General features: G+C 54.5%; 26 protein-coding genes. 9 read left to right on the forward strand and 17 right to left on the reverse strand.

The features are described from left to right. The first annotated feature begins 801 nt into the window (after positions 1-801). From GSQ70_RS17685 to GSQ70_RS17705, 5 genes are all read left to right on the forward strand, one after another. Complete coding sequence (locus GSQ70_RS17685) at positions 802-2,226, forward strand: cytochrome ubiquinol oxidase subunit I (RefSeq protein WP_158783767.1); 1,425 nt, start codon at positions 802-804, stop codon at positions 2,224-2,226. Between the two features lies 1 nt (position 2,227). Then, positions 2,228-3,235: a cytochrome d ubiquinol oxidase subunit II gene (gene cydB / locus GSQ70_RS17690; RefSeq protein ID WP_158783768.1), complete on the forward strand. Its 1,008-nt coding sequence runs from the start codon at positions 2,228-2,230 to the stop codon at positions 3,233-3,235. Between the two features lie 79 nt (positions 3,236-3,314). Then, entirely contained in the window at positions 3,315-3,476 is a 162-nt protein-coding gene (locus GSQ70_RS17695) for a DUF2474 domain-containing protein (RefSeq protein ID WP_370521077.1), read from the forward strand. A gap of 161 nt (positions 3,477-3,637) precedes the next feature. Next, positions 3,638-3,892 (forward strand): CsbD family protein, encoded by a 255-nt coding sequence (locus tag GSQ70_RS17700; protein WP_158783769.1) that lies wholly within the window; start codon positions 3,638-3,640, stop codon positions 3,890-3,892. Positions 3,893-4,296: 404 nt separating this feature from the next. Further along, a complete protein-coding gene (locus GSQ70_RS17705) occupies positions 4,297-5,637 on the forward strand; it encodes a carbohydrate porin (protein ID WP_158783770.1) in 1,341 nt (446 codons plus the stop codon). 50 nt (positions 5,638-5,687) lie between these two features. On the opposite strand, the gene fetB is transcribed toward GSQ70_RS17705, so the two are convergent. The 16 genes from fetB to pqqU form a co-directional block, all read right to left on the reverse strand. Further along, positions 5,688-6,455 carry an iron export ABC transporter permease subunit FetB gene (fetB, locus tag GSQ70_RS17710; protein ID WP_158783771.1) on the reverse strand — a complete coding sequence of 256 codons (768 nt, stop codon included), beginning with the start codon at positions 6,453-6,455 and terminating at the stop codon, positions 5,688-5,690. Further along, on the reverse strand, positions 6,452-7,108 hold the full coding sequence (gene fetA, locus GSQ70_RS17715; RefSeq protein WP_158783772.1) for an iron ABC transporter ATP-binding protein FetA: 657 nt from the start codon (positions 7,106-7,108) through the stop codon (positions 6,452-6,454). Before fetA ends, fetB begins: the two co-directional genes overlap by 4 nt. 93 nt (positions 7,109-7,201) lie before the next feature. Continuing rightward, positions 7,202-8,308 carry an ABC transporter substrate-binding protein gene (locus GSQ70_RS17720; RefSeq protein ID WP_233268565.1) on the reverse strand — a complete coding sequence of 369 codons (1,107 nt, stop codon included), beginning with the start codon at positions 8,306-8,308 and terminating at the stop codon, positions 7,202-7,204. A gap of 99 nt (positions 8,309-8,407) precedes the next feature. Then, the gene (locus GSQ70_RS26050) at positions 8,408-8,638 is read right to left on the reverse strand and encodes a HAMP domain-containing sensor histidine kinase (RefSeq protein WP_233268341.1); all 231 of its coding nucleotides are present in this window, start codon (positions 8,636-8,638) and stop codon (positions 8,408-8,410) included. Then, positions 8,635-8,793 (reverse strand): hypothetical protein, encoded by a 159-nt coding sequence (locus GSQ70_RS26055; RefSeq protein ID WP_233268342.1) that lies wholly within the window; start codon positions 8,791-8,793, stop codon positions 8,635-8,637. The genes GSQ70_RS26050 and GSQ70_RS26055 overlap by 4 nt, the downstream gene beginning before the upstream one ends. 8 nt (positions 8,794-8,801) lie before the next feature. After that, complete coding sequence (arnF, locus tag GSQ70_RS17730) at positions 8,802-9,188, reverse strand: 4-amino-4-deoxy-L-arabinose-phosphoundecaprenol flippase subunit ArnF (RefSeq protein WP_158783773.1); 387 nt, start codon at positions 9,186-9,188, stop codon at positions 8,802-8,804. Then, entirely contained in the window at positions 9,188-9,520 is a 333-nt protein-coding gene (gene arnE, locus GSQ70_RS17735; protein WP_158783774.1) for a 4-amino-4-deoxy-L-arabinose-phosphoundecaprenol flippase subunit ArnE, read from the reverse strand. Before arnE ends, arnF begins: the two co-directional genes overlap by 1 nt. Next, positions 9,517-11,178 carry a lipid IV(A) 4-amino-4-deoxy-L-arabinosyltransferase gene (gene arnT / locus GSQ70_RS17740; protein WP_158783775.1) on the reverse strand — a complete coding sequence of 554 codons (1,662 nt, stop codon included), beginning with the start codon at positions 11,176-11,178 and terminating at the stop codon, positions 9,517-9,519. The genes arnE and arnT overlap by 4 nt, the downstream gene beginning before the upstream one ends. Positions 11,179-11,184: 6 nt before the next feature. Continuing rightward, entirely contained in the window at positions 11,185-12,078 is an 894-nt protein-coding gene (arnD, locus tag GSQ70_RS17745) for a 4-deoxy-4-formamido-L-arabinose-phosphoundecaprenol deformylase (RefSeq protein WP_158783776.1), read from the reverse strand. Then, complete coding sequence (gene arnA / locus GSQ70_RS17750; protein ID WP_158783777.1) at positions 12,075-14,057, reverse strand: bifunctional UDP-4-amino-4-deoxy-L-arabinose formyltransferase/UDP-glucuronic acid oxidase ArnA; 1,983 nt, start codon at positions 14,055-14,057, stop codon at positions 12,075-12,077. Before arnA ends, arnD begins: the two co-directional genes overlap by 4 nt. After that, positions 14,057-15,037: an undecaprenyl-phosphate 4-deoxy-4-formamido-L-arabinose transferase gene (gene arnC / locus GSQ70_RS17755; RefSeq protein WP_158783778.1), complete on the reverse strand. Its 981-nt coding sequence runs from the start codon at positions 15,035-15,037 to the stop codon at positions 14,057-14,059. Before arnC ends, arnA begins: the two co-directional genes overlap by 1 nt. Before the next feature lies 1 nt (position 15,038). Then, positions 15,039-16,178 carry a UDP-4-amino-4-deoxy-L-arabinose aminotransferase gene (gene arnB, locus GSQ70_RS17760; protein ID WP_158785360.1) on the reverse strand — a complete coding sequence of 380 codons (1,140 nt, stop codon included), beginning with the start codon at positions 16,176-16,178 and terminating at the stop codon, positions 15,039-15,041. A 442-nt stretch (positions 16,179-16,620) separates the two neighbouring features. Further along, a complete protein-coding gene (locus GSQ70_RS17765; RefSeq protein ID WP_199257275.1) occupies positions 16,621-16,854 on the reverse strand; it encodes a LysR family transcriptional regulator in 234 nt (77 codons plus the stop codon). A 203-nt stretch (positions 16,855-17,057) separates the two neighbouring features. Further along, on the reverse strand, positions 17,058-17,279 hold the full coding sequence (locus GSQ70_RS17770; RefSeq protein ID WP_158783780.1) for a YdgH/BhsA/McbA-like domain containing protein: 222 nt from the start codon (positions 17,277-17,279) through the stop codon (positions 17,058-17,060). 194 nt (positions 17,280-17,473) lie between these two features. After that, positions 17,474-19,864, reverse strand: a complete 2,391-nt coding sequence (locus GSQ70_RS17775; RefSeq protein WP_158783781.1) for a glucose/quinate/shikimate family membrane-bound PQQ-dependent dehydrogenase — start codon at positions 19,862-19,864, stop codon at positions 17,474-17,476. 148 nt (positions 19,865-20,012) lie between these two features. Beyond that, positions 20,013-22,121 (reverse strand): TonB-dependent receptor PqqU, encoded by a 2,109-nt coding sequence (gene pqqU, locus GSQ70_RS17780; RefSeq protein ID WP_370521119.1) that lies wholly within the window; start codon positions 22,119-22,121, stop codon positions 20,013-20,015. A 506-nt stretch (positions 22,122-22,627) separates the two neighbouring features. On the opposite strand from pqqU, the gene GSQ70_RS17785 reads away from it, so the two are divergent. The 4 genes from GSQ70_RS17785 to GSQ70_RS17800 all read left to right on the forward strand — a co-directional run bounded on the left by GSQ70_RS17785 (position 22,628) and on the right by GSQ70_RS17800 (position 25,709). After that, positions 22,628-22,999: a hypothetical protein gene (locus GSQ70_RS17785; protein ID WP_158783782.1), complete on the forward strand. Its 372-nt coding sequence runs from the start codon at positions 22,628-22,630 to the stop codon at positions 22,997-22,999. Positions 23,000-23,091: 92 nt separating this feature from the next. Then, entirely contained in the window at positions 23,092-24,231 is a 1,140-nt protein-coding gene (locus GSQ70_RS17790; protein WP_158783783.1) for an iron-containing alcohol dehydrogenase, read from the forward strand. A gap of 53 nt (positions 24,232-24,284) precedes the next feature. Beyond that, positions 24,285-25,061 (forward strand): SDR family NAD(P)-dependent oxidoreductase, encoded by a 777-nt coding sequence (locus GSQ70_RS17795; RefSeq protein ID WP_158783784.1) that lies wholly within the window; start codon positions 24,285-24,287, stop codon positions 25,059-25,061. 234 nt (positions 25,062-25,295) lie between these two features. Then, positions 25,296-25,709: an RcnB family protein gene (locus tag GSQ70_RS17800; protein WP_158783785.1), complete on the forward strand. Its 414-nt coding sequence runs from the start codon at positions 25,296-25,298 to the stop codon at positions 25,707-25,709. 113 nt (positions 25,710-25,822) lie between these two features. Here the strand turns inward: GSQ70_RS17800 and GSQ70_RS17805 are convergent, their stop codons facing one another. Further along, a complete protein-coding gene (locus GSQ70_RS17805) occupies positions 25,823-26,032 on the reverse strand; it encodes a hemolysin XhlA (protein ID WP_158783786.1) in 210 nt (69 codons plus the stop codon). Positions 26,033-26,035 lie beyond the last annotated feature (3 nt).

Raw genomic sequence — 26,035 nt, forward strand, 5'->3', positions numbered from 1 at the left:
TAATTTGCCCCAATACTCATTGCGCGACATTATGTCTGCACATACGCCAGATAAAACTGCACTTATGTTAAAAAGAGAGCCCTCTCTTCCTCTCCCTCAACGCAGTTCATGCATCACACATCTCCGAACCATACTTTGACATCAAACAAGAAAATTCAGCTTATACCCCGCACCAATGTAACAAAACAATTCACAGTGAATCAAAATGCGTTTTTCTGGTTTAACATTTACAGTAATTTGCGCAGGAAATGATTGCCTGGCGCAACCATTGGCCGATGATAACAATCAATATTGCAATATTTAAACCCACATCTTCCATTCTGCAACATTAAAATAACATCACCACAGCGCGAAGGGGTAATCTGGCGATTAATTTCCAATTTGTGCGTTTATTCGCGCGAGCATCACGCCAAAAAGTTATAGCTGGTAATGAATACATCACTGGTCTGAATACGACTCTCATTCATGATCACAGCTGTTTAACGTTCTGTAAAATCCTGTCAGAGGATAAAAACCGTTAAAAAACCAATTATTTTACACACTGGCATCAAATTACAATCTCAATTTAACACTTGTGATAAATACTTTAACGAGACGGTGAAACAATTCATCGCAAAGATTTGTGCTGTTATAGCCCGGAACACCATTACTGTGACTACTCCTTCTCCTGAATTGGTCTCAGGATCAATCCTTCGATGAAATTCCGGCATAGCTCAGGCTGTTCTCACCGAATATGTAGCTTGATTGTTAATTGTCGGTAAATAAAAAAGAAAGGCAGTTTATGTTAGATCGAGGTAAGCAATGTTTGGATTAGATGCGTTCCACCTGGCAAGGATACAGTTCGCGTTTACCGTTTCCTTCCATATTATCTTCCCGGCTATTACCATCGGGCTCGCCAGCTTCCTGGCGGTACTGGAAGGGTTATGGCTGAAAACCAGAAACGAGGACTATCGCGACCTCTACCATTTCTGGTCTAAAATCTTTGCCGTTAACTTCGGCATGGGCGTGGTATCCGGTCTGGTGATGGCCTATCAGTTCGGGACCAACTGGAGCGGCTTCTCCCAGTTTGCCGGGAGCGTAACCGGCCCGCTGCTGACCTATGAAGTGCTGACTGCCTTCTTCCTGGAAGCGGGTTTCCTCGGTGTAATGCTGTTTGGCTGGAACCGTGTCGGCCCTGGTCTGCACTTCTTCGCCACCTGCATGGTCGCCCTGGGAACCATCATTTCCACATTCTGGATCCTCGCGTCTAACAGCTGGATGCAAACGCCGCAGGGCTATGCCATTCAGAACGGCATCGTGATCCCGGTTGACTGGTTCAAGATCGTCTTTAACCCGTCCTTCCCGTTCCGGTTGCTGCATATGTCGACCGCTGCTTTCCTGGCCAGCGCCTTCTTCGTTGGGGCTTCTGCAGCCTGGCATCTGCTGCGCAAAAATGACACGCCAGCCATCCGCAAGATGATGTCCATGGCGCTGTGGATGGCTCTGATTGTCTCCCCGATTCAGGCGATGCTGGGTGATGCACACGGCCTGAACACGCTGGAACATCAACCAGCCAAAATCGCCGCGATTGAAGGCCACTGGGAGAACCCGCCAGGTGAACCTACTCCACTGATCCTGTTCGGTATTCCGGACATGGAGCAGGAAAAAACCAAATACGCGCTGGAAATCCCTTACCTGGGCAGCCTGATCCTGACGCACAGCCTGCATAAGCAGGTTCCGGCGCTGAAGACCTTCCCGAAAGAAGATCGTCCGGACTCCACGGTGATTTTCTGGTCCTTCCGCGTGATGGCCGGCCTGGGCATGCTGATGGTACTGCTGGGTGTGGTCAGTTTGTGGCTACGCTTCCGGGACCGGATGTACACCTCACGTCCTTTCCTGTGGTTCACCCTGCTGATGGGCCCTTCAGGCCTGATCGCGATCCTGGCAGGCTGGTTTACCACTGAAATTGGTCGGCAGCCGTGGGTGGTTTATGGCCTGCTGCGCACTAAAGATGCGGTGTCGGCCCATGGCGATTTGCACATGAGCCTGAGCCTGATCGCCTTTATCGTGGTGTATATGTCGGTGTTCGGCGTGGGGTATACCTACCTGTTCAACCTGATCAAGAAAGGCCCGGTGCAGGGCGAAGGTGACCATACCCCGGAAGGCGGTCCTGGCACTTCGCACACCCCTTCACGTCCGCTGTCTGCCGTGCAGGAAAAGTTAAATTCGCCGGAAGAGGGTAAATAACGTGGGTATCGATCTCTCAATTATCTGGTTCACCATCATCGTCTTCTCGACCCTGATGTATATCGTGATGGACGGCTTCGATCTGGGTATCGGCATTCTGTTCCCGTTCAATAAAGATGCGACCGAGCGCGACATGATGGTTAACACCGTCGCGCCAGTGTGGGACGGTAACGAAACCTGGCTGGTACTGGGCGGTGCGGCGCTATATGGCGCCTTTCCGCTGGCCTATGCGGTGATCATCGATGCGCTGTCAGTGCCGCTGACCATCATGCTGATTGGCCTGATTTTCCGTGGCGTGGCGTTTGAGTTCCGCTTTAAAGCGACTGAAGAACACCGCCCATTCTGGGACAAATCCTTTATTGTGGGTTCCTATATGGCCACCTTCAGTCAGGGCGTGGCGCTGGGTGCCATTATCAATGGCTTTGAAGTAACCAACCGCGCCTACAGCGGCCCGGAGCTGGGCTGGCTCACACCGTTCTCTCTGTTCTGTGGCCTGGGTCTGGTGGCGGCGTACGCCCTGCTGGGTAGTACCTGGCTGATCATGAAAACCGAGAACGGCCTGCACCGTAAAATGACGGCGCTGACCAAACCTCTGCTGCTGGCTCTGCTGGCGGTGATTGCCGTGGTGAGTATCTGGACGCCCTTGCAACACGCCAACATCATGCACCGCTGGTTCACCCTGCCCAACCTGTTCTGGTTCCTGCCAGTGCCGGTGCTGGTTCTGTTGGCCTCATGGGGACTGTGGCGCGCGCTGAAACGTCATGCGCACTACTTGCCGTTCCTGTTAACGCTGGCTCTGGTGTTCCTCGGCTTTACCGGCCTTGGGATCAGCATCTGGCCCAATATTATTCCACCGAACATCACCATCTGGGATGCTGCCTCACCGCCGCAGAGCCAGGGCTTTATGCTGGTCGGCGGCCTGCTGATTATTCCGGTTATCCTGGTTTACACCTTCTGGAGCTACTACGTGTTTCGCGGGAAAATCAAACCGGACGAAGGCTATCACTGATTATTCGGGCTCATCCCCGTCAATATCACCCTGTGGTTGAGTCAGTGGCAGGGTGAAGCAGAGAGTTATTCTGGAGGAAATGATGATGGTACAAAACCAGACTCAACAGATCACAAAATCCCCGGCGTGGAAGCGCATTCTGTGGATGGTGGCTATATATGTCGGCAGCGTGATGGCGCTTGGTGTCGTTGCCACCCTGTTCCGCTTTATGATGACAGCTGCGGGCATGAAGTCACACTGACAGCTTAACGATCTGCTGAACAACACTCAAAGGGGCCGTCAGTCGGCCCCTTTCCTTTACATCAGTCATAATTTTACACATAACCGCAGCGGTAACCCTTCTGTAATAGTCTAAGCTTTAGGTTCATTCATGAGGAAATCATGCCATCAGAAGGAGGCAGTATGAGTCTGTTAGATAAAGCCAACGATAAAGCCGATGAAGCGCTGGGTAAAGGCCAGGAACAGTTTGGTAAAGCTGTCGATTCTCCAGAGCATGAGTTCAAAGGCCGCGTGCGACAGGGAGCGGCCAAAGCATCCTATGCAGTGGATGACGCGCTGGACTGTGTGAAGAGTAAAACCCAGGACTCCCCGTTTGTGTCGCTGGCTATTGCCGCCGGTGTCGGCTTCCTGGCAGCGAAGATTTTCGGCCGCCGCTGAATGAAATCGGGTTAGTGCTGGCCCGGAGAAATCTCCCTTCAGCATGACAGCCAACAGGCCGGTTTACCGGCCTTTTTTTCGCCCGTTACCAGCATTTTCTGACATAATCGGCGATTTTCACCTCCCCTGACCTTCCCCCCTCCAGCCAAACTGTGATCCCGCCTGAACATTTAATCTTTTCCGGTAACAGCAGAATCATTTCAGCACTATTTATAACGATCATATTTCTGTTTGGTGCTTTGATTCATTCTGTTCTGGCCGTCAATTCCACCTTACGTCAGTTTTTGCGCCCTCTGTACATCTTATGTGCAGGAGAAAATGCTGAACGGTGGCTGATGGCTGCGATCTGGCCTGCCCGACATCCAGAAGGACAGCGTTATCTCAATAAAAATAAGGTTTCCATCATGAAAAGCACCCTCCCAAAAACCACGTTAAAAAGATCGGTGGCGTTCTGTGGTTTAGGTTTACTACTGGCATCCGGCCAGGCGCTGGCAGATTATGCCCCGCTGAGCATGGATTCTCCCTACGCCTTTGGCGACTGGGACGGCACCCGTAGCCAGCTGAAACAGGATGGCGTTGATTTCCAGGTGAACTACACCATGGAGTCCGCCAGCAACTTCTCCGGTGGTTATAACCAGTCAACGTCAGCGCGCTATACCGACCAGTGGGCTTTCGGCACCACGCTGGACCTGGAAAAACTGCTGAACTGGAACGACACCCAGTTTCAGGCAACCATCACCAGCCGTAACGGTCAGGATTTAACTCAGTATATTAATGACCCGCGTTCGGGTGGCCTCTCTTCAGTACAGGAAGTCTGGGGGCGTGGGCAAACCTGGCGTCTGACCCAGTTCTGGTTGAATAAAGGCTTCTTTGACCATGCGCTGGAAGTGAAGGCCGGTCGCGTGACTGTCGGCGAGGATTTTGACTCTTTCCAGAGTAACTTCCAGAACCTGGCCTTCGGCAGTGGCCAGGCCGGTAACTGGCGCGGCGACCGCTGGTACAACTGGCCGGTTTCCCAGTGGGGCGGCAGGGTTAAACTGAACATCACCCCGGAAGTGTTCTTCCAGGTTGGCTTCTATAATCAGACCCCGTCCAACTACGATACCGGCAATGGTTTCCGCCTTGATACCAGCCCGACACTGGGCAACATGGTGCCGGTGGAACTGGGCTGGCAGCCTGCGTTCGGTGCCGATAAGCTGCCTGGCAACTACCGTATCGGGATGTACTACTCCTCGGTTAACGGGGATAACTACAGCTCTTATAACGACGGCGAGTACGGTCAGAAGAACCACTCCTACGGCGGCTACCTGCTGTTACAACAACAGTTAACCGCAATGGATGGCGACAACCAGCGTGGGCTGGGCATCACTGTTCAGGCAGTGATGAACGATCAGAAAACCTCGAAAACCGACAACTATCAGTCGGTCTCGCTGGTGTGGAAAGGGCCGTTTGATGCCCGTCCGAAGGATGAAATTGGCGTCGGCGCAGCCCGTATTCATGTCAATGATGACTACACCAAAATGCTGCGTCAGACCAATCAGGACAACGGCATGGGCGACTACAACAGCCCGACCTATCTGCCAATCCAGAGCGGTTCTGAATACAACTACGAGGTTTACTACAACGCGCATGTCACCAACTGGCTGAACCTGCGTCCAAACCTGCAGTACGTTGCCTCTCCGGGTGCAGTCAGCGAAGTCAAAGACGCCTTTATCGGCGGTATCAGCGCCAACATCAACTTCTGATTATTGCCCTCTGCTGGCGGATCTTCGGGTCCGCCTTATTCATCCACAACTCATACTGCCTGCTTCAGTTGCGCCCGGGCGTTATAGAAGCGCCGGTAGGCAAGATAGCCCGCGATAATGGTCGAGAAGCTGGCGGTGCCGAGCAGCATAAAGGTGACCATAATCTGGTATTTAATCGCTTTCACCGGGTCGATACCGGCAAAGATCAGCCCGGACATCATCCCAGGCAGGCTCACCAGCCCGACGGTTTTCGCGGCGTCCACGGTGGGGATCATTGCGCTGCGAATGCTGTCGCGGATGATCGAACCAGAGGCCACCTTAACCGAAGCGCCCAGGCTCAGCATCTCCTGGATCTTCTGGCGATTATCACTGAAGCGCTGGTTCAGATTGCTGTAGCACAGCCCGACCGCTACCATCGCATTCCCGGCTATCATTCCGGAGATCGGGATAACCTGCATCGGCATAAATTCAATCGATCCACTCAGCACCAGGATCACCAGCGTCAGCGTGGTGCTCATAGTGATAGCGACAAATGACAGGGTAAACGCATGGTCGATATTACGGCTGCGCTTGCGGGCATTCAGCGCCGCATTCACGCAGATAAACAGCACCATCAACACCGTTAACCAGGCATTATTCAGGTCGAAAATGTACTTCAGCACGTAACCGACGATGATCAGCTGAACGATCGCGCGCGACACGCTCCAGACAATGTCTTTCTCCAGGCCGAGCTTCTCTTTGCGGCTGACGATCAGCGCAATCAGCACCAGGACCAGCGCCAGCCCCAGAGATTCATTGGTAATATTATGCTGGTTCATGCGTCACCTTCCCGGCTTGCGGCTAGCGTCACGACCCGCTGTGCCTGGCTGATTTCTGCGGTATCGTGGCTGATCCAAATCACCGCCACGCCCTTCTCTTTGACCAGCCCGGCGATCAGCTGGTTGATCATCTGTTTGTTTTCTTCATCCAGCGCGCTGGTGATCTCATCCAGCAGCAGCACCTCCGGCAGAAATTGCAGATTGCGCAATAGCGCCACCCGCTGTTTTTCCCCGCCTGAAAGCTGCCCCGTTTTCTTCTCCAGCATCTCTTCCGGCAGGTTGACCTGCCTGAGCCAGTGCTTCAGCACTGCCACATCGACCTTTTTCTGCCGGATTTGCCACGGCAGCGCCAGGTTGTCATAAACCGTTTCGCCAAACAGCACGGGAGTCTGAAAACAGTAGGAGACCTGCTGACGGTGGCTTTCGGGTTTGATTCCGCTCACCGGCTGGCCTTTAAAGAAGAGTTCACCGCCCGAAGGCTCAAGCAGCGTGGAGATGATTTTCAGCAGCGTACTTTTGCCACTGCCGGAAGGCCCGGTCAGTAAAATAAACTCACCGGCATCAAGCTGGAGCGAAACAGGTGCCAGCAGTGTGGTGCCATCCTGCGCAAAGGAAACAGCCTGCACGTCGAGCAGGGGTGAAGAGTGCGACATAAAATTTTAACCAGCCTGAGGAAATATTATCAGGCCGATCATAGCGCGATAAGGCGACACATTGTCGCCTTTTCATCATTAAAAACGTAACGCTTATTGTTGCTGCGGAGAATAGCTCAGCGTCACCGGATCGTCAGGAAGTCTGGTGAACGTCGAAATAATCTGATGGAAGTCTGCGGTCGGATTGAGATCGCTGAACTGGGCCGGATAGAGATCCTTAGCCAGAATTTCCATACCGATAATATTATAAGGGTGGTTGTAGAAGTGGTGATAAACGCCATACACCTTGCCCGCTTTCACCGGGGTAATCTGCTGCAGACCGGTACGGCGGGTGAGCTTATTAAAGGTGGCGGTAATTTCTTCACGCGGAATATTATAACCAAATGGCAGAACGTTCTTATTTGGCCGTTTGGAGCCGGACATAATATAAACATCCGGCTTCATGGCGATGATTTTCTCCAGCGCTACAAACCCTGATGCGCCCGGCAGCAGGCTGGAGCCGATGTTTTTCCCGCCAACCGCTTCAACCAGACCACCCCAGCCGTTATGGCCATGAGTAAAGCAGCAGTTATCAGCGTTACCAGCGATAGGCTCGATAAAGACCGTGGGCTTATCCTTGATCTGCGCGATCTTCTGCTGCATCGCATCCCAGTGCTGATGATAGAAGTCAGTGTACTCTTTCGCTCTGGCTTCCTGGTTCAGCACGGTCCCCAGCAGGGTGATGCTGTTGGCGGTGTTCTGCGCAGGATGCAGCTCATAGTCAACAAAGACCACCGGAATATTCAGTTTTGCCAGCGTATCCAGCACGCCGGTCTGCTTCAGTGCAGGTTTGGCGCGCAGCTGGGCAATCATCAAATCCGGCTTCTCGGCAATCACGCTCTCCAGATTCACCTGCCCCTGGTCGTTAAAGCCCATGTCGATGATTTTAGTGGCTTCCAGCCAGGTTTTCTTCAGCAGGTCCCAGGTTAGTGTGTCCTGCTTTTTCGGCAGGTTATTCCAGGCAACCACTCGTTTAAAAGGATCTTCGCGGTCCAGCAGCGCCAGCGACAGGATATCGCGGCCGTCCTGCAGAATGACGTGCTGTGGCTCTTTCTTCAGGGTGATTTTCTGATTATCCATATCGGTAATCTGCACCGGATAGGTCGTGGCGGCACAGCCCGCCGACGCCGCAAGGGTGCCTAACAACAGCCAGGAACGAATAGTCACTTAATGTCTCCATGAGAATATAAATAAGAGCGATAATCATTTGCAAATATACCGACAAGCCAGTGCCATTTCATTCTTTTTAATCTCAACTTCTCAGTGTGATACGCTCAGATAAAGAATGACTTTGACATTAAGCCCGGTCGGCGAGCGCTCCGCCGGGCCTGACAAAATTTCGCCCTGCAATCTGTTGAGCAGCGTACGGACAATCGATAATCCCAGCCCGGACCCCGTCTCTTCATTACCTTCAATCCGGTAAAAAGCATCAAACACACGCTGGCGTTTTTCTGGCGGAATACCCGGGCCGGTATCTTCGATCTCAATCACCACCCCCCCTGATTCGACAGGATGTAGGCAATCCAGAAACAGGCGATGGCGTTGAAGTGACAGATATGCCAGCCAAAGGCCACCAGGACAATGCCGCCCGCAAACACCAGCGCCGAAAGCAGATAGCGCCAGTTTGCCAGGGGAAACTTAATCACACATTAGGTCAGCGTTTTACTTTAGCGGCGGGCCAGCAAACCAGCAACAGACCGCAGAAAATCAGCATCACACCGGCCAGCTTGCCCCACTGAAACGGCTCATTCAGGGCGGGAAGATAAAGTGCTGCGCCCCACACCAGCACGTAGCTGAGGCTGAGCAGCGGATAAGCCTTGCTCAGCGCCACCCGCTGCAGCGCCAGGAACCAGCACAGCATCGACAATGCGTAAGCCGCCAGGCCGCCAAACAACCCCAGCGCGGCAGGAGACAGCCCCAGCAAAGCGGTGAGAAGCGCCACTGGATCGCTGGTGGAAGGCAGATTCACCATCGCCCAGCGCATTAATAACTGCGCGCCGCTGACCAGCAGCACGCTGCATAACGCCAGCATAATCCCCATCAGGCGTACACTCCCATCACCGCCACACCGGCCACGATCAGGCCGATCCCCATCCAGTGGCGTGGCGATACAGGTTCCTTCCACAGCCAGCGGGCAGCCAGCACGACAAAGATAAAGTTAAGACTGAGCATCGGATAAGCCACACCTACCGGCACCTGTTGCAGTACCATCAGCCAGACCAGCATCGCACACCCCAGCAACATTACGCTCAGTCCCAGCCAGAACAGCAGATGCCACTTGCCTTTTAACAGGCCATGGTGCGCGGCCTGCTTCTGGCACAGCTGTCCTGCGCAGCTCAGCAGGCTGGCAAAAGCGATCAGTAGCGCATTCATGGCGTCTGCTTGTACTGGTACATCACCAGCCGTCCCTGACGATAGCTGAAGTCCGCTTTTGGCACGTCGGCATCCGGATTGTCTTCCGTGCGGGACAGCAACATCACCAGCGTGACGCTGCCTTCACGACGATACTGTTCGAGCCACTGAGCGAAGTCAGACCCTTTGATTAACCTGCCCTGCGCATCCGGATAACTCAGGCCGTACTGCACCTCTCCCGGCTGATCGTAAAGCAGAATGTCGCTACGTCGTAGCTCCCATGCCAGCCCGGAAGCAATCCCTGGATTATTAGCCAGCACGAAGCGGCTCGGTGCAATTTCGTTTCGCATACCATGAATAAACTGCTGCGGCTGCTTGGAGTCCATCACGTGGTCAGGGATTGCCTGCCCCACCACCAGCGCCAGCGCCAGCGGGCACAAAGCCGCCCAGCTCCAGCGCTGTGTCGGGGATTTCAGGGTGATCAAACCACAAATTCCCCACAGCAGGAAGGCACCACCCGCCAGCGCAACTTTAAGCACTTCGTGATGGCCGTAGACAGAATGTTTCGCCACTCCCCACGGAGCAAGGAAACCCACCACCACAATGGTACAGATCAGCCCGAATACCAGATTAATCCAGCCATTTACCTTCAGCGCCCGGCCATTAACCGCCATCAGCTGCATCGCCTGTCTGGCCAGCAGCGCGGCAAGCGGCGCGAAGCACGGCAGGATGTAGGTCGGCAGCTTGCCTTTGGCGATACTGAAAAACAGCAGTGGCATCACCACCCAACACAGCAGATAGAAGCTGCCGCTACTTTCCCGCCGGTCACGCCAGCCGTTGCGCAAAGCACCCGGCAGCAGTGCCAGCCAGGGTAGACAGCCAAGGATCAGCACCGGCAGGTAGTACCAGAACGGTGCCTTGTGCTGCGCGTTGGCTTCGGCAAAACGCTGGATATGCTCCACCCAGAAGAAATAGTGCCAGAAGTCAGGCGCTTGCCGGGCGATAGCAATAGCCCAGGGCGCACTGATCGCCGCCGCGCCAACCACCGCCAGCGGGCCGAACGTCAGCAGCTCTTTAAACCGCTTCTGCTGAATAGCCCACGGAAGGATAGCGACCACCGGCACGGCCAGCGCCAGGAAGCCTTTGGTCATAAAGCCCATGCCGCAGGCAAAGCCCATCAGCAGCCAGGCCAGCACTTTTTTACCGGTTGTCGGGGCTTCCACCGCCAGCCAGTAACTGCACATTGCCGCCACCAGCCACAGGGTGATCATCGGGTCCAGCACCGCATAAGTGCCGATGCCATAGACCAGCAGGCTGGTCAGGAAGATCACGCCCGCCATCAGCGCCGTGGCGCGATCCCGCCAGACGCGCAGAGTCAGCCAGTACACCAGCAGGGCTGTCAGCGTGATGGAGAAGACCGAGCCAAAGCGCACTGCAAAGTTGTTATGGCCGAAGATCAGCTGACTGAGATTGTTGATCCAGTAGCCCGCAATCGGCTTTTCAAAATAACGCAGGTCGAAAAAATGAGGGACCACCCAGTTACCGTTGACCAGCATTTCCCGGCTGATTTCGGCATATCGTGTTTCATCAGGCTGCCACAGGTGACGAAATTCCAGAGGAATCAGGTAATACAGGGCAAATAACACCAAAAGGAGAAGGCCATTTCTCATGATTTTCATACAAAGTCACTCAGCTAATTGCTGGCATCCCAGCCATCCCTCACGACCGGGGAGGCTACCCCGAACAATTTTTCCTGTCGGCAGGCTACTCAGATCTTCGGGCAGCAGCTCGCCCAGCGGGCAGAACTGGATACCGGCCTGTTCCGCCAACGTCAGCAGTTCGCCGAACATGTCGCTCATCACGATCCCTTCCACTTCTGCATGAATGGTGTACACCGGCGTGCCGCGATCCGCTTTGATACGGTCAATAATGAAAGCGTTGAAATCCTCCTTATTTACCGTGGATCCGACCACTTCATCCCAGGTGGGAAGCGTTACCGGGATTTGCACCGTGCCGGTACTGCCATCGCTCAACAACGGCAGGAACGGCGCAGTGCCACGACAGTCGCTGTTGTAGTGGAAATGAAAACCTTCCTTCGCATCGACCGTACGCTGATCCGCCCGCCAGCCAGCTACCGCGGAACAGGTGACCGGCTGTTCGGAGATCACGCTCAGCGCGTCCCTGCCCAGCCGGATCTGCCGCGTCAGCTGTTCCGGCTGCCAGACGCCAGCCCAGGTTTGCCAGGCGAAGTGATCCCATGCATGCAGGCCGACCTCATGGTGATCCACCGTGGCGTTAATGATCTCCGCCAGTCCTTTGCCGATGTTGCGTCCCGGCCACGCCGTACCGGCCAGCAGGATATCCCAGCCGTACAGCGAGGCCGCGTTGGAGCGCAGCATCTTCCACAGGAACTTCGGTTTCAGCAGGCGCCATAAATGACGCCCCATGTTATCCGGCCCGACGCTGAAGAAAAAAGTGGCCTGAGTGCGATGCAAACTGAGTATCTCCAGCAGCTTAGGCACGCCATCACGAGTGCCACGCCACGTATCAACATCAATACGGAGGCCGACTTTTCTCATTTCTTCTCTTCCACTCCTTCAACGGTACGCAGGAAGAAGTCCAGCGTGGCGTCGATGGTTTTGTCCATAGCAACTTCAGGTTTCCAGTTCAGCAGGCGGCGGGCGTTGCGGATTGCCGGTTTGCGGTGCTCCACATCCTGATAGCCTTTGCCGTAGTAGCTGCTGCTTTCCACGTCCCGAAATCCGGCAAACGGTGGGAACTGGTCACGCAGCGGATGGCGATCGAAGCTGGCCAGCAGCTGTTCTGCCAGCTCTTTGATGCTCGCTTCGTTCTCCGGGTTACCGATGTTGATGATCTGCCCGTCGCAGTTATTGTTTTTATTTTCAATAATGCGGAACAGCGCCTCGACACCGTCGCTGATGTCGGTAAAGCAACGCTTCTGTTTGCCACCGTCGATCAGTTTGATCGGCGAGCCTTCCACCAGGTTAAGGATCAGCTGGGTGATGGCGCGTGAACTGCCAATACGGGCAGCATTCAGGTTATCCAGACGCGGCCCCATCCAGTTGAACGGACGGAACAGCGTAAAGCGCAGCCCTTCTTTATCACCGTAAGCCCAGATTACGCGGTCCAGCAACTGCTTGGAAACGGAGTAGATCCAGCGCTGTTTGTTGATCGGTCCTACTACCAGGTTGGAGTGATCTTCGTCGAAGTTGGGGTCGGTACACATACCGTAAACTTCAGAAGTGGACGGGAAGATGATGCGTTTTTTGTACTTCACGCAGTCACGGATGATTTTCAGGTTCTCTTCAAAATCCAGCTCAAAGACGCGAAGCGGGTTGCGCGTGTATTCAATCGGCGTGGCGATCGCGACCAGCGGCAGGATCACATCACATTTCTTGATGTGGTATTCGATCCACTCGCTGTGAATACTGATATCCCCTTCCACGAACTGGAAGCGCGGATGGCCCACAAAGCGGCTGATGGCATCTGATCCAATATCCAGACCATAAATATCGAAGTTGTCGTCTTTCAGCAGGCGCTCAGTCAGGTGGTTACCGATAAAGCCGTTGACGCCGAGGATCAGCACGCGGGTGCGACGTTTGGCCGCAGTCACCGGCTGGTTGCTCAGCAGCGCGCCGCTGACCAGACCCAGGGTCTGCGCCAGCTGTGAACCCTGCATGTAAACGCCGTTCTCACTCTGACCGGTCATCACTTCCAGCGCACCCTGGCCACAGGCGATAATCAGCGGGCTGACCGACAGCACGGTACCGGCTTTCGCCGCAGGCTGGTCCTGACGGACCTTGCCTTTCCAGATGATAAATTTCGCGGATCCCACATAGCCAAACGCGCCCGGCCACGGATCGGTCACCGCACGCACCAGGTTGTTGACGGCTGCGGCAGGCTGAGACCAGTCAATACGGCCATCTTCCGGTTTACGGCGGCCAACGTAAGTCGCCTGGCTGTCATCCTGCGCACGCCCGGTGGCTGTACCGGCTTTGAGTGAAGGCAGGCAGTCATTCAGCAGGTGCTCTGCCGTGGCGTTCAATTTACGGTGCAGCGTCAGGGCATTGTCTTCTGGCGCAATGGTTACTTTCTCCTGCGCCATGATTTCCCCGGCATCAGCACGGGCCGTCATGCGGTGCAGCGTCACGCCAGTCTCGGTTTCACCGTTGACCAGCACCCAGTTCAGCGGCGCACGGCCACGGTATTTTGGCAGCAGCGAACCGTGCAGGTTAAAAGCACCGATCTTCGCACTGCTGAGGATCTCTTCGCCCAGCAGGTTGCGGTAGTAGAAAGAGAAAATAACATCCGGAGCCATCGCTTTAATGCGATCGACCCACAGTGGATGGTTAACGTCTTCCGGGGCAAAAACCGGGATGCCCTGCTCGGCAGCCGTTCGGGCTACCGAGCCAAAGAAGTGGTTCTCAGTCGCTGAATCAGCGTGAGTGAAGATTGCTTCGATCTCGTAACCGGCCTGAACCAGTGCATTGATACCAATGCAACCCATATCATGGTAGGCAAAAACAACAGCTTTCATTATTTATCGTCCTCAGTAGAGACGGGATGGGAAGAGTTGACCACACGCTGGATAAAATAACGGGGACGGGCACGAACATCGTTATAGATACGTCCGATGTATTCACCCAACAGCCCCATTCCTACAAATTGCGCGCCGATAAAGATAAACAGCACCGCAAACAGCATGAACACGCCGTCTGCAGCCCAGTGAGGACCAAAGAACAGGCGTAAAAGGATCAGTAACAAAGAAAAAGCAAAACCGGCGAGCGCGATAAAGGTTCCCACCACGCTGAGCATACGCAACGGGGTGGTCGTCAGGCAGGTCACCAGGTCATACATCAGGTTGATCAGGCGCATCAGGCTGTATTTGGAGTCGCCAAACTCACGCTCCGCATGGTGCACCGGGATCTCAATCGCCCGACGGGCGAAGGTGTTAGCCAGAATAGGGATAAAAGTACTGCGTTCATGACAGTGCAGCATCGCGTCAATAATGTGGCGACGATAGGCGCGCAGCATGCAGCCATAGTCGCCCATCGCTTTGCCGGTGGTGCGCTGGATCAGATGGTTAATCAGGCGGGAAGCCTTTTTACGGAACCAGCTGTCCTGGCGGTTCTGACGCACGGTCCCCACCACGTCATAGCCTTCCTGCGCGGTAGCCACCAGGCGAGGGATCTCTTCCGGTGGGTTCTGTAAATCTGCATCCAGGGTGATAATAAGATCGCCGCTGACGTGGCTGAATCCGGCCATGATTGCTGAATGCTGACCATAGTTACGGTTCAGCAACACGGCTACAATGTGGCTGCCCGGTTCTTCTGCCGCCACGGTGAGCATTTCGGCAGAATTATCGCTGCTGCCGTCATCAACCAGCAGGATTTCATAGTCCATCGGCAGCGTGGCGCAGGCCTCGCTGGTACGACGGATCAGTTCAGGCAAACTTTCCTGTTCGTTATAAACAGGAATTACCACGGAAACTTTATTAATTGGCTGTTCAGCAATCATGTTATTTCTCAGCAATCTCACGCAGCGCGGTAATCACGCGGCTGACATCATCATCGGTCATCGTTGGAAACAGAGGGATGGAGCAGATACGGTCCGAGTTCCATTCGGTTTCAGGTAAGGAGAGCTGGGGAAAGCGCTCACGGTAATATTTTTGAGTATGTGCGGCGCGGAAGTGCAAACCGGTGCCGATGTTGCGCTCTTTCAGCGCCTGCATCAGCTCATCGCGGGTCAGCCCGCAGCGGGCCTGATCGACCCGGATAATAAACAGGTGCCAGGCGTGCTGGTGTGGCCACTCCGGTTGCGCCAGTGGCAGGAACGGCGTATCCGCCAGTTCATGCAGGTAACGTTGGGCAATCTCTCTACGTCGGGCATTAAGCTGGGGCAGCTTACCCAGCTGAACCAGCGCAATGGCAGCGTTGATATCGGCCAGATTGTATTTATACCCGGGGCTCATCACTTCCGCCTGCGGCGCACGGCCGTGGGTCTGGCGATCAAAGGCATCCACACCTAATCCGTGGAACTTCAGGCTGCGGATACGATTTGCCAGCGATTCGTCATCGGTCACCACCAGGCCGCCTTCCGCACAGGTCATGTTTTTAATCGCGTGGAAGGAAAAAATGGCCGTGCCGGTGGCGCCCACATGGCGATCTTTGTAATAAGTGCCCGCCGCATGGGCCGCGTCATCAATGACCGCAATGCCGTGACGCTTACCGATAGCATGAATGGCATCAATATCAGCCGGAGCGCCAGCATAGTGCACAGGAATAATGGCTTTAGTGCGGGGAGTAATAGCTGCTTCAATCTGCTCAGGGGTAATCATCAGCGTATCGCGATCGACATCGATCATCACCGGCTCAGCGCCCAGCAGGGCGATCATATTCAGCGTGGAGACCCAGGTCAGCGAGGGCGAGATCACCTCATCGCCTGCGCCAATGCCCAGCGCCATCAGCGTCACATGCATGCCCGCCGTGGCGGAACTCACGGCAATGGCGTGCTGGTTGCCGGTCAGTTCACAAAATGCTTTTTCCAGCTGCTGATTTTTAGGGCCGGTGGTAATCCAGCCGGAATTCAGTACCTCACCGACGGCGGTCAGCTCGGCTTCGCCCATGGCCGGGCGGGAAAAGGGGAGAAAATCGGACATCATTAAACTTCCTTTAATAATAACCTGAACTTACTTTAGCAGAATGTGCGATTTTCAACGTTCAAACCATCGATAAATCATTGAATTTTCGCCAGCATTCTTACCATAACGTGATTACAATTTTGCGGTCGCTTTACCCGCGTTTTTCGCCACTTCTTCCCTCTTCAAGAAGGAAACCATTGTGGCACGTTGTAAATCACGCTGATTCAACGTTTCCTGAACGATAAAGTAGATTCCTTAGTTGAAAATTAAGAGAGCGCAAGGAAAGGGAAATTGGCGGAAATTAAACTTCCGTGATTGAGGGGCTGTTTACTTTGCAGGAAAAAGTTGGCATGAATTTTCAAAAATTCTTTCGGTCAGACTTAAAAAAACCTTAATATTTTCCTCATCTGTTTGTCACACGCACAATCCGGTTATTTTTAAGCCCCCTTCAATGGGCACATTAGTCTCGTTCCAGCGCAACATCGTTGATCAGCTGGCTGATGGATTTAACCGAACGATTGATAATGTCATTATTCATAGCAATATCACTGGCAATCAACATCATGCGCTTAACGTAAGCACAGGGCGCATATCCTTCGCTGGTCAGTTCCCCCCTTACCTGGCGAATAAATAACGCAATCCCGAGGCTGGTTTCCAACTCGCGGATACGGTAAGAGAGGGTGGGTTGGCTCACCGCATTATCTTTTTGCATAACGGAGTCATAGCCGAAGAGGGCGCGGCCAGAACTTTCTTCGATAATCCCGGAACAGCAAAGCTTAAAGCCTTTGTCGACTGGGATATTGAAATGTCTGACCGGTTGTCGGCCTGATAAAATCAGGCCACAAAAAAGGCCGCCCGTGGGCAGCCTCTTCTGGTACTTCCTTGTACAACCATCCGTTATTTGTAGATTTCAGCAGTCATATAAACGCCGTTATCGGTACGGGCACTGGTGATTTTGTAAGAGTCAGCGCCTGCTGCTTTCGCTTTGGCAGCGATGTGTGACTGTGCACTGTCCAGGGTGCTGCCGTGAGCGGAGATGCTTTCAGCGGCGAAGCTACCGAAAGAGATCATTGAAAGAGCGGCTACAGCGGCGATTGACAGAGTTTTAATGTTTTTCATGGTTAAATTCCTTCTTTGATTTCGGAAGAAGACTGTGTGCCTTCGATGGGTGCAATAATAACCACAGAAACTATTAGCAGATTAACCATAGGTGCGATCTTTATCACATTTCTTTGGCAATAAAAAAAAAGGGCAACCGGATGGGTTGCCCTCTCTGTCTTACCGCAGCGGCTCAGCGCCGCCGGTAAAGATGACTACTTCGCGTCGTCCGGCAGTGCGTAAGCGACAATGTAGTCGCCCAGCCTGGTACCGAAGGAGCCATGGCCGCCTGCAGCGATCAGCACGTACTGCTTGCCGTTCACTTCATAGGTCATTGGCGTAGCCTGACCGCCAGCGGGCAGACGCGCTTCCCACAGTGATTTACCGTTAGTCACGTTGAACGCACGCAGATAGTTATCTGCCGTTGCGCCAATAAACATCACGTTACCTGCTGTAGAGATTGGTGCGCCCAGCATCGGCATACCCATTTTGAACGGCAGCGGGATGGGTGAACTGTCACGTACGGTACCGATGCGTTTTTTCCACACGATATCGTTAGTTTTCAGGTCAACCGCAGAGATGTAGCCCCATGCCGGTTGCTTACAAGGGAAGCCCAGTGGTGACAGGAATGGGTTCAGGGTCACGCCATACGGCACGCCGTACTGCGGCTGAACACCAGTTTCCGTCCCGCTACCGCCTTTATCGTTCTCGTTTGGCCACAGTGGGTTGTTTGGACCACGTGGGATCAGACGGGAAACGAACGGCAGTGCCATTGGGTTAGTCAGCGCAACCTGACGATCGGTGTCGACGGAAATACCGCCCCACTCGAACATACCGAGGTTACCCGGGAAAACCAGGGTGCCCTGCTCGGAAGGAGGCGTGAACGGGCCTTCATAACGCAGACTGTGGAACATCACACGACAGATCAGCTGATCGTAAATCGTTGCGCCCCACATATCCGCACCGGTCAGGTTCTTTTTCGGACGGAATGTCAGATCAGAGTACGGCTGAGTCGGAGACAGGTGATCACCTTTTGCCGGGCCTTGAGGAACCGGAGTTTCTGGCGCAGGCACAACGGTTTTACCGGTACGACGATCCAGCACGAAGATGTTACCGGTTTTCGCCGGAACGTAGATTACCGGAACATTATTGCCGCTCTTGTCGGTAATGTCAGCCAGCGTAGGTTGTGCCGGTACATCCATATCCCACAGATCGTGGTGCACGGTCTGGTAGAACCAGGCCAGCTTACCGGTGGTGGCGTTCAGTGCCAGCATGCCGCTCGCGAAACGCTCGCTTTCCGGAGTACGGTTGCCGCCCCAGATGTCCGGAGTCTGCACGCCGATTGGCAGGTAAACCAGATCCAGCTTCGAATCATAAGCCGCAGGTGCCCATGAGTTTGGCGAGTTAGGCGTATACAGCTGCTCGCCTTCTGGCAGAATGTTAGGATCTTTTGCGCCAGGATCGAATGCCCACAGGAGTTTGCCCGTGTTGACATCGAAACCACGGATCACACCGGACGGCTCTTTGGTCGAGTAGTTATCGGTTACCGCACCGGCCACAACGATCACTTTGTCAGTGATAATTGGCGGTGAGGTTGGCTCGTAAGCACCGGCACGGGCGTTAGGCATGTTCTGCTGCAGGTTCAGCTTGCCGTTGTCACCAAAGCCCGGGCACAGAGCACCGGTTTCCGCGTCCAGCGCGTACAGATGACCATCGTTAACCGGCAGGATCACGCGACGTGAACACAGCGCAGGTTTGCCACCAGCAGGAATGGACGCTGCATCCGGCGTTTCATGATAAGAAACACCCCGGCAGGTGACGTGCTGGAAGGATGGGTCGGTTTTCAGCTGTGGATCAAATTTCCACTTCTCTTTACCGGTCGCCGCGTCCAGTGCGAACAGGATCTGATGTGGCGTACACAGATAGAGTGAATCGCCGATTTTAATCGGGGTCACTTCATCGGTCAGCTCACCCGGATCGGTTGGGCGCTTCATATCACCGGTACGGAAGGTCCATGCTTCTTTCAGCTGACCAACGTTTTTGTCGTTGATCTGCGTCAGCGGCGAATAACGGGTACCAGCCTGCGTGCGGCCATAGGCTGGCCAGTCACCGGCAGCAATGCCATCAGCGGATTTATTGATGTTCGCCGCCTGCTCAGGTGTCAGGGAACCGTTGATTTCCTGCGGATCGTTGAACACGGAGTACGCCAGGGCGATCACCGTGACAACCAGAACCAGGCTCAGCGCACCGCGCGCGAATTTGCCCTGCGACAGCCCGCGGTAAACGAACGGCAGAACCAACCACAGACCGAGGAAGAAGGTGACGTCTAAACGCGGCGTCAGTGCCCAGAAATCGGACCCCACTTCCCATAACGACCAAATCAGGGTCGCCAGCAGGAATACCGCGTACAACAGCAGCGCTGAAGAGCGGCGACGGAACAGCAGCCAGGCAACAATCAATTCAATCACACCAGCGATGATGTAATAGAAAGAGCCGCCCAGTTTAGCCAGCCAGATACCACCGACCAGCAGGTATAACCCGCTGAGCAGGGCAAACAGAGCCGTAAGGATCACGAGGAGACGTGATACTGGTGCTTTACTTTGCATAGTATGGACCTTACCAAAATTTAACATCTTCGATTCAGGTTCAACGCTGAATCGCAAAAAACACCCGGTTTATACTGATTATCCATCCCGGTGTTTTGAACCCGCCCTCAGGTTTACGCCGTCAGGCAGACACTTCTGGATCCTTTGATTACTGGAATGTATAAGTCAGCGTGGCACCCACGCCGTAGTTACGACCCGGTGCTGGCTCGTAATAACGTCCATTGCCTTCGTTAACTATCACCGAACCGACGTACTCTTTGTCGAACAGGTTGTCGACACGGGCAAAGGTATCGAGTGACCACTTATCCCAGTTAAAACGATAGCCGCTATTCAGGCTTGTGACCGTATAGGCCGGTGCTTTTGCATCGTTTTCGTCATCGGCCTGAATGCTGCTCATATAGCGAATTTCCGCACCGGCGTGCCAGCCTGCTTCCGGCGCGTAAGCCAGTGAGGCATACCCCATGTTGCGCGCCACACCTGGCAGACGGTTGCCCGCCGGGGTACAGCTGCCGTCGTCGTCACAGGTTTCATTACGGTAGGTGGCATCCAGCAGCGTCCAGGCCATCTTCATCTGCCAGTTTTCGGCAAACTGCTGATCGAACGACATCTCCAGACCGCGACGGCGGGTTTTGCCGGCATTTTTATACACGGAACGGCCGTTGCTGCTGTCCGCCACCACCAGTTCATTGTCGGTGTTGGTCTGGAACAGCGCAGCAGTGAACAGGCCATAACCCACCCGGGTTTTGCTGCCCAGCTCGAAGGTGTCGCTGGTTGACGGCTTCAGCCCAAGGTTCAGGCCAGTTTCATTTCCGCTGATTGAGCGGTATGAAAGTTCGTTGATGGTTGGCGTTTCAAAACCGCGCCCTGCCGAGAAGTAAACGTTCCAGGCCTCGGTCAGCGCATAGTTCAGCGAGCCCATTGGCAGCAATTTGTGATAGCGCTTGCTGCCGCTGTCATCGCCGTTGCCGGGGGTGACATAGTAGTCGGTGGAGTCGAAGCTGACGGTGCTGTAGCGCATTCCGGCATCCAGCGTCCATTTCGGCGTCAGGTTCCAGGTGGTCTGCAGGTAAGGATCGAGGTTCCACATCACGTTCTTCTCGTTCCGGCGCAGATCGCCCTTCTCACCCAGTTCGGTAGTGCCGTTATCAATCACGTAGTTCTGGAAGCCCTGACGGCGCTCGGTCATGGTTTCATAATCCAGCCCGCCGGTGAGGCTGAACGGCACGGAGCCAATCTGATCGTCATGCTTCCAGTGGGTATCAACGCCGGAGTATTTGCGCTCCAGCACAATCACGCCGCCGGGATAAGCCGGGTTCTGCTGCACGCTGACCGGGATGGACTGATACTGTGTGGTGTGACGCTCGCCGTGCCAGGTGGTCAGCGTCAGCTGGTCTTTCTCGCTCATGTCGCGCTGATAACGCAGGCCGACCTGAGTCTGATCCAGGCTCTTACGGGTGTTATACATATCACCACGCGGCGACTGCCGGGGATTACTTTCCCATTCGGATTTGGTCAGGCCACCCGGATCGTTGGCATCGACGGAAACGCTGTTAAACATCAGCGTCAGGGTGCTGACATCATCAATGCGCACGCCAAGCTTGCCGTTACCGAGATTTTTCTGCGTGCCGCTCTGGTCACGGAAGCCCCGGGTGGTAAAGCGCGATCCGGAAATAGTGTAGTTTACATCACCGGCATGGGTGCCGTTGCCGGTGGCGCCGCTGGCCTTGACGCTGTTGCGCCAGCTGCCGAAGCTGCCGTAATAAGTCCCTGCGGTCAGGGTGGTCGGCTGGCTGCCGGTTTCGGTATCGATATTGACCACGCCACCTGATGCATTGCCGTACAGCGCAGAATAAGGCCCGCGCAGCACTTCGACTTTATCAATCGAGTTGATGTCGATATTGGAGGTCTGTCCCTGCCCGTCTGGCATGGTGGCCGGAATACCATCCACATAAACGCGCACGCCCCGCACCCCGTACATCGAGCGGCTACCGAAACCGCGCACTGACAGCTGTAAATCCTGCGCATAGTTCTGGCGGTTCTGGATCTGCAGGCCTGGCACACTGCCCAACGACTCTGACAGGTTAACCTGCGCGGTGTTACTGCGCAGATCCTGGCCACTGACCACGCTGACGGCGGCCGGAGTATCCAGCTCGGAAACACCGCTGCGCTTCTTAATAACGATTAGCGAACCGTCCTGCGACGAAGAGGAAGCCGCAGCGGTGCCCGGCGTGGTAGCTGACTGTGCGTAGGTGAGCACTGGCTGCAGGAAAAACAGCGGCGTTAAAAAGAATACAGAGGTTTTGTTGTTCACAGGATCGGTTCGATTGATAAAATTTGTCGTCAGGAGCTTCTCAGCCTGACGCCCGGTAAACAGTGAGTTATCCAGCCTGGACGTTGCCTTGGGAAGCGCGAATGCATCAATGCAGCAAAAGTATATAAGCAGTTACAAAACTTGCCCGCTTATCTCCACTATAAAAACAGGGCTATTTCGCTTTCGGTCGAAGAAAACGGCTACCAGAGCAGCGAGAATCAGGGGAAAGTAGCAAAAGCGGCGAGGATTGTAGCATCCAATAATTTATTTGCGAACTGTTGTTACGCAATTAGCTAAATTGATTCAGTTGAAAGCCACAAAATGATAATACCTCTGTTACATGGTCAGCCAGCGTGGGTTTGATCCCTGTTTATCTCAGGGTCTTACCGTTCTGCAAAGTTTGCTCAACTCCCGTCTATACTTAGATTTTCTCTTTAAGATAAGGAAGTCTCATGTCCTGGCAGGATGGCAAAAGCTCCGTTCTCTTCTTCCCGCTATTCATGGCGATAACCCTGTTGCTGAGTGCCTGTTCTTCTGGTGAAAAAGGCATGACCTGCGAGGGGAAAATACAGACCCTTACCGGCCAGCCACTGGGGAATATCGAAGGCACAATAGTCGATCGTTTCACCTCTTTCAGCGTGGCCAGTTCTGGCCTCAAACTTGAAAGTGGTCCTCTGCAATCCTCAGACCGGCAGCAATATATTCCCTCGGCGGTGAGCAGAGAGGGCTGGCTGGCGCAGCGTCTTTCCGATACCCGCTTCAGTATTATCAATGCACCGCAGGACAAAATGATCACCTTCAGCTGCCCGTCGCGATCCCTGTAATCTTACTGATTGAATCGCGATGATATTTTCACCTACAGTAAGTTCCTCAGCTTTGCGCGAAGACGCAGCCCACTGACCTGCAAGGACTAAACATGCACACCTGCCAGATGATTGCCAACCGTCAGACTTTTTTTGGCCGCGGAAGCCTGCGCCAGCTGCTGCCGCTGCTCAGCAACGATCCGCAGCCGACCCTGCTTTTCTGCGGCCGCTCGTTTTTGAACGGCGCGGCCTGGGATGCGCTGAAGACCGAACTGGAGCCGCAATTTATCGGCCATGAGATCGTCAGCCATGAAGCCTCCCCTGCTGAAATTGATGCCTGGGTGGCGAGGTGGCGCGGCCAGGTCAAACGAGTGGTCGCTATCGGCGGTGGTAGCGTACTTGATGCTGCCAAAGCATTTGCCGCGCTGAGCCAGCATCCGCTTAACACGCTGCGTTATCTGGAAAAAGTCGGCGACACGACGGTGAGCGGTGAAACTTTGCCGCTGATCGCCGTCCCCACTACTGCCGGAACAGGCAGTGAAGTCACTCAGAATGCGGTGGTCACTGACAAAGCGGAGATCAAGGTTAAAGCCTCGCTGCGACACGCTAATTTTGTGCCGCAGGTGGCAATCCTCGATCCGGATTTGCTGCGTGGCGCACCGGCTCATGTGCTGGCCTGCTGTGCGATTGATGCTTTCACTCACCTGTTTGAGGCGTATCTTTCCAGCAAGGGCAACCTCTTCTCCCGCCAGACCGCGCTGAGCGGGATGCGGGCATTTATCAGCGCATGGCCGTATCTGGATCGCCAGGATGAGCAGGGCAACCTGGCCCGTGAGCAGATGATGCTGGCTTCCTGGAAGGGTGGCCTGAGCCTGAGTATGGCCGGTCTGGGCGTGATCCACGGCATTGCCGGAGAACTGGGCGCGATCAAGGACTATCACCACGGAGAAGTGTGTGGCCGCTTACTGTTCCCGTTCCTGCAATTGCTGAATGAGACGGAGAACCTGCAGCAGCAGACGCTGATGGCCGAACTGGCTACCGCCCTGTTCCCCGGCTTTACCCTGCCTCCGGCCAGGATGCTGGCAGAGTGGCTAAAGGATAAGGCGATCACCCCCTTCTGGCACGATGCGCAGCCGCTGAGCGAAGAGGAGGCCAGTTGGATCCTCGCGCGTTCCAACAGTAAAAATTCGCTGGTCACTTACAGCACAGAACAGCAGCGCTTTATGCTGGAACAGACCTGTCACATCCAGTAGAACTGATTCCCTGGTCTAAGCTTACCTTCTTTGTGTCACTGAAGGAGATCGTAATGAAGATTGAACTGACCGGAAAAATCGCCATTGTCACCGGCTCAACCAAAGGCATCGGAAAAGGGATTGCCGAAGGGCTGGCCGCCGCCGGAGCCACGGTTGTGGTCACCGGACGCACGGAAGAACAGGTCCATTCGCTGGTGAAATCGCTGGGTAGCAAAGCGCGTGGCCACGTGGTCGATTTAGGCACTGCGGAAGGCTGTGAGGCGTTGCTGAAGGCTGAACCCTCATGCGATATCCTGGTCAATAACGTCGGTATTTTTCCCGGCGGCGACTTTTTTGAAACTGAAGATAAGGTCTGGCAAAACATCTGGGATATCAACGTCATGTCCGCCGTGCGTCTTAGCCGGGCTTATATGCCGCAGATGATCAAATCTCACTGGGGCCGCGTGGTGTTTCTCTCTTCTGAATCTGCGGTCAATATCCCGGCAGATATGATCCACTATGGCGTCAGCAAAACCGCCCTGCTTGCCCTGTCGCGCGGGCTGGCGAAAGCAGCAGCAGGGACGGGAGTAACGGTGAATGCCGTTCTGCCAGGCCCGACGCTTTCTGATGGTTTTGCCGGCTTCTTTAAAGAGGAGCTGGATCAGGGCGCAGACCTGCAGGAACTGGGCGTGGATTTTGTGAAGGCAAATCGTCCGACCTCAATTATTCAGCGGGCCGCCAGCGTGGAAGAAGTGAGCAATATGGTGGTTTACGTCTGTTCTCCGCTCTCCTCAGCCACTACCGGTGCCGCTTTGCGGGTTGACGGCGGTGTGGTCGAAACCCCCTTCTGACCAAACGGGACGCCGCACAGACAGTGGCGTCCCTTTCTCTCATCCTGCGCAGACCTTTTCAGCCTCAAATATCGGGGAGAAACCGTGGAGGAGCGCTCAGTTTTTTGCAAGGCAAGCGTAAATTTATCGTTAAGACAGGCATTCTTAGGATTATTGAACTTGTCCTTCTCTTCCCTGCCCCCCAGATTGAGTGCATCAACAAGAACAACTGGTCCATATTGTAGGGAAAAAAAGATGAAAAAATCAGGAATTATTGCCCTCTCCGCGCTGCTGTTTGCTACCACCAGCCTCAGTGCTTTTGCAGAAGGTCCGCAGCCTGGCCCCGACGGTCACCAGCAGCAGGTCAAACGTCCGCCGCAGAATGAACAGCATGGCGGTCAGCCTCAGGGCCATGACCAGCCACAACACGCTCAGCCTCAGCATGCTTCAGAGCATCGCCAGTCGCAGCATCACGAACAGCACCCTGAATTCCGTAAAGGCCGTTCACTGCCATCAAAATACCGTGGTGAAGGCTACCAGGTAAAAGACTGGCACCAGCGTGGCCTGAAGCAACCTCCTGCCGGTCACCGCTGGCAGAACATTGACGGTAACTATGTGCTGATCGCCATAGCAACCGGAGTGATCACTTCTGTCATCGCTCACCAGTAATCGTCAGCCAAACATTAAGGGCTGGCCCATGATGGGTCAGCCCTTTTTTTGATCTGAATTTTCGCCACAGCCACGGCCCCATGGAGGAACAGGTGAGTTCCAGTAGAGCCGTGTTAAAAAAGCCATTTTGCCAGGGTCAGCCCGGCAGCCAGAACCATAAACAGCGCAGCCACCAGCCATTTGGTCTGACTGGCTATTGAAGAGTGCAACTCTTTACGCACGCCCTCTACATCCTGTCGCGTGGCATAATTCGCTTTGATAACCGCCGCATCAATCAACAGCGCTTCCACCTTTCCTTCTACCAGCCGGATTCTTTCCAACATTCC

The organism is Pantoea sp. BAV 3049, assembly GCF_009765445.1.
Taxonomy (GTDB): domain Bacteria; phylum Pseudomonadota; class Gammaproteobacteria; order Enterobacterales; family Enterobacteriaceae; genus Erwinia.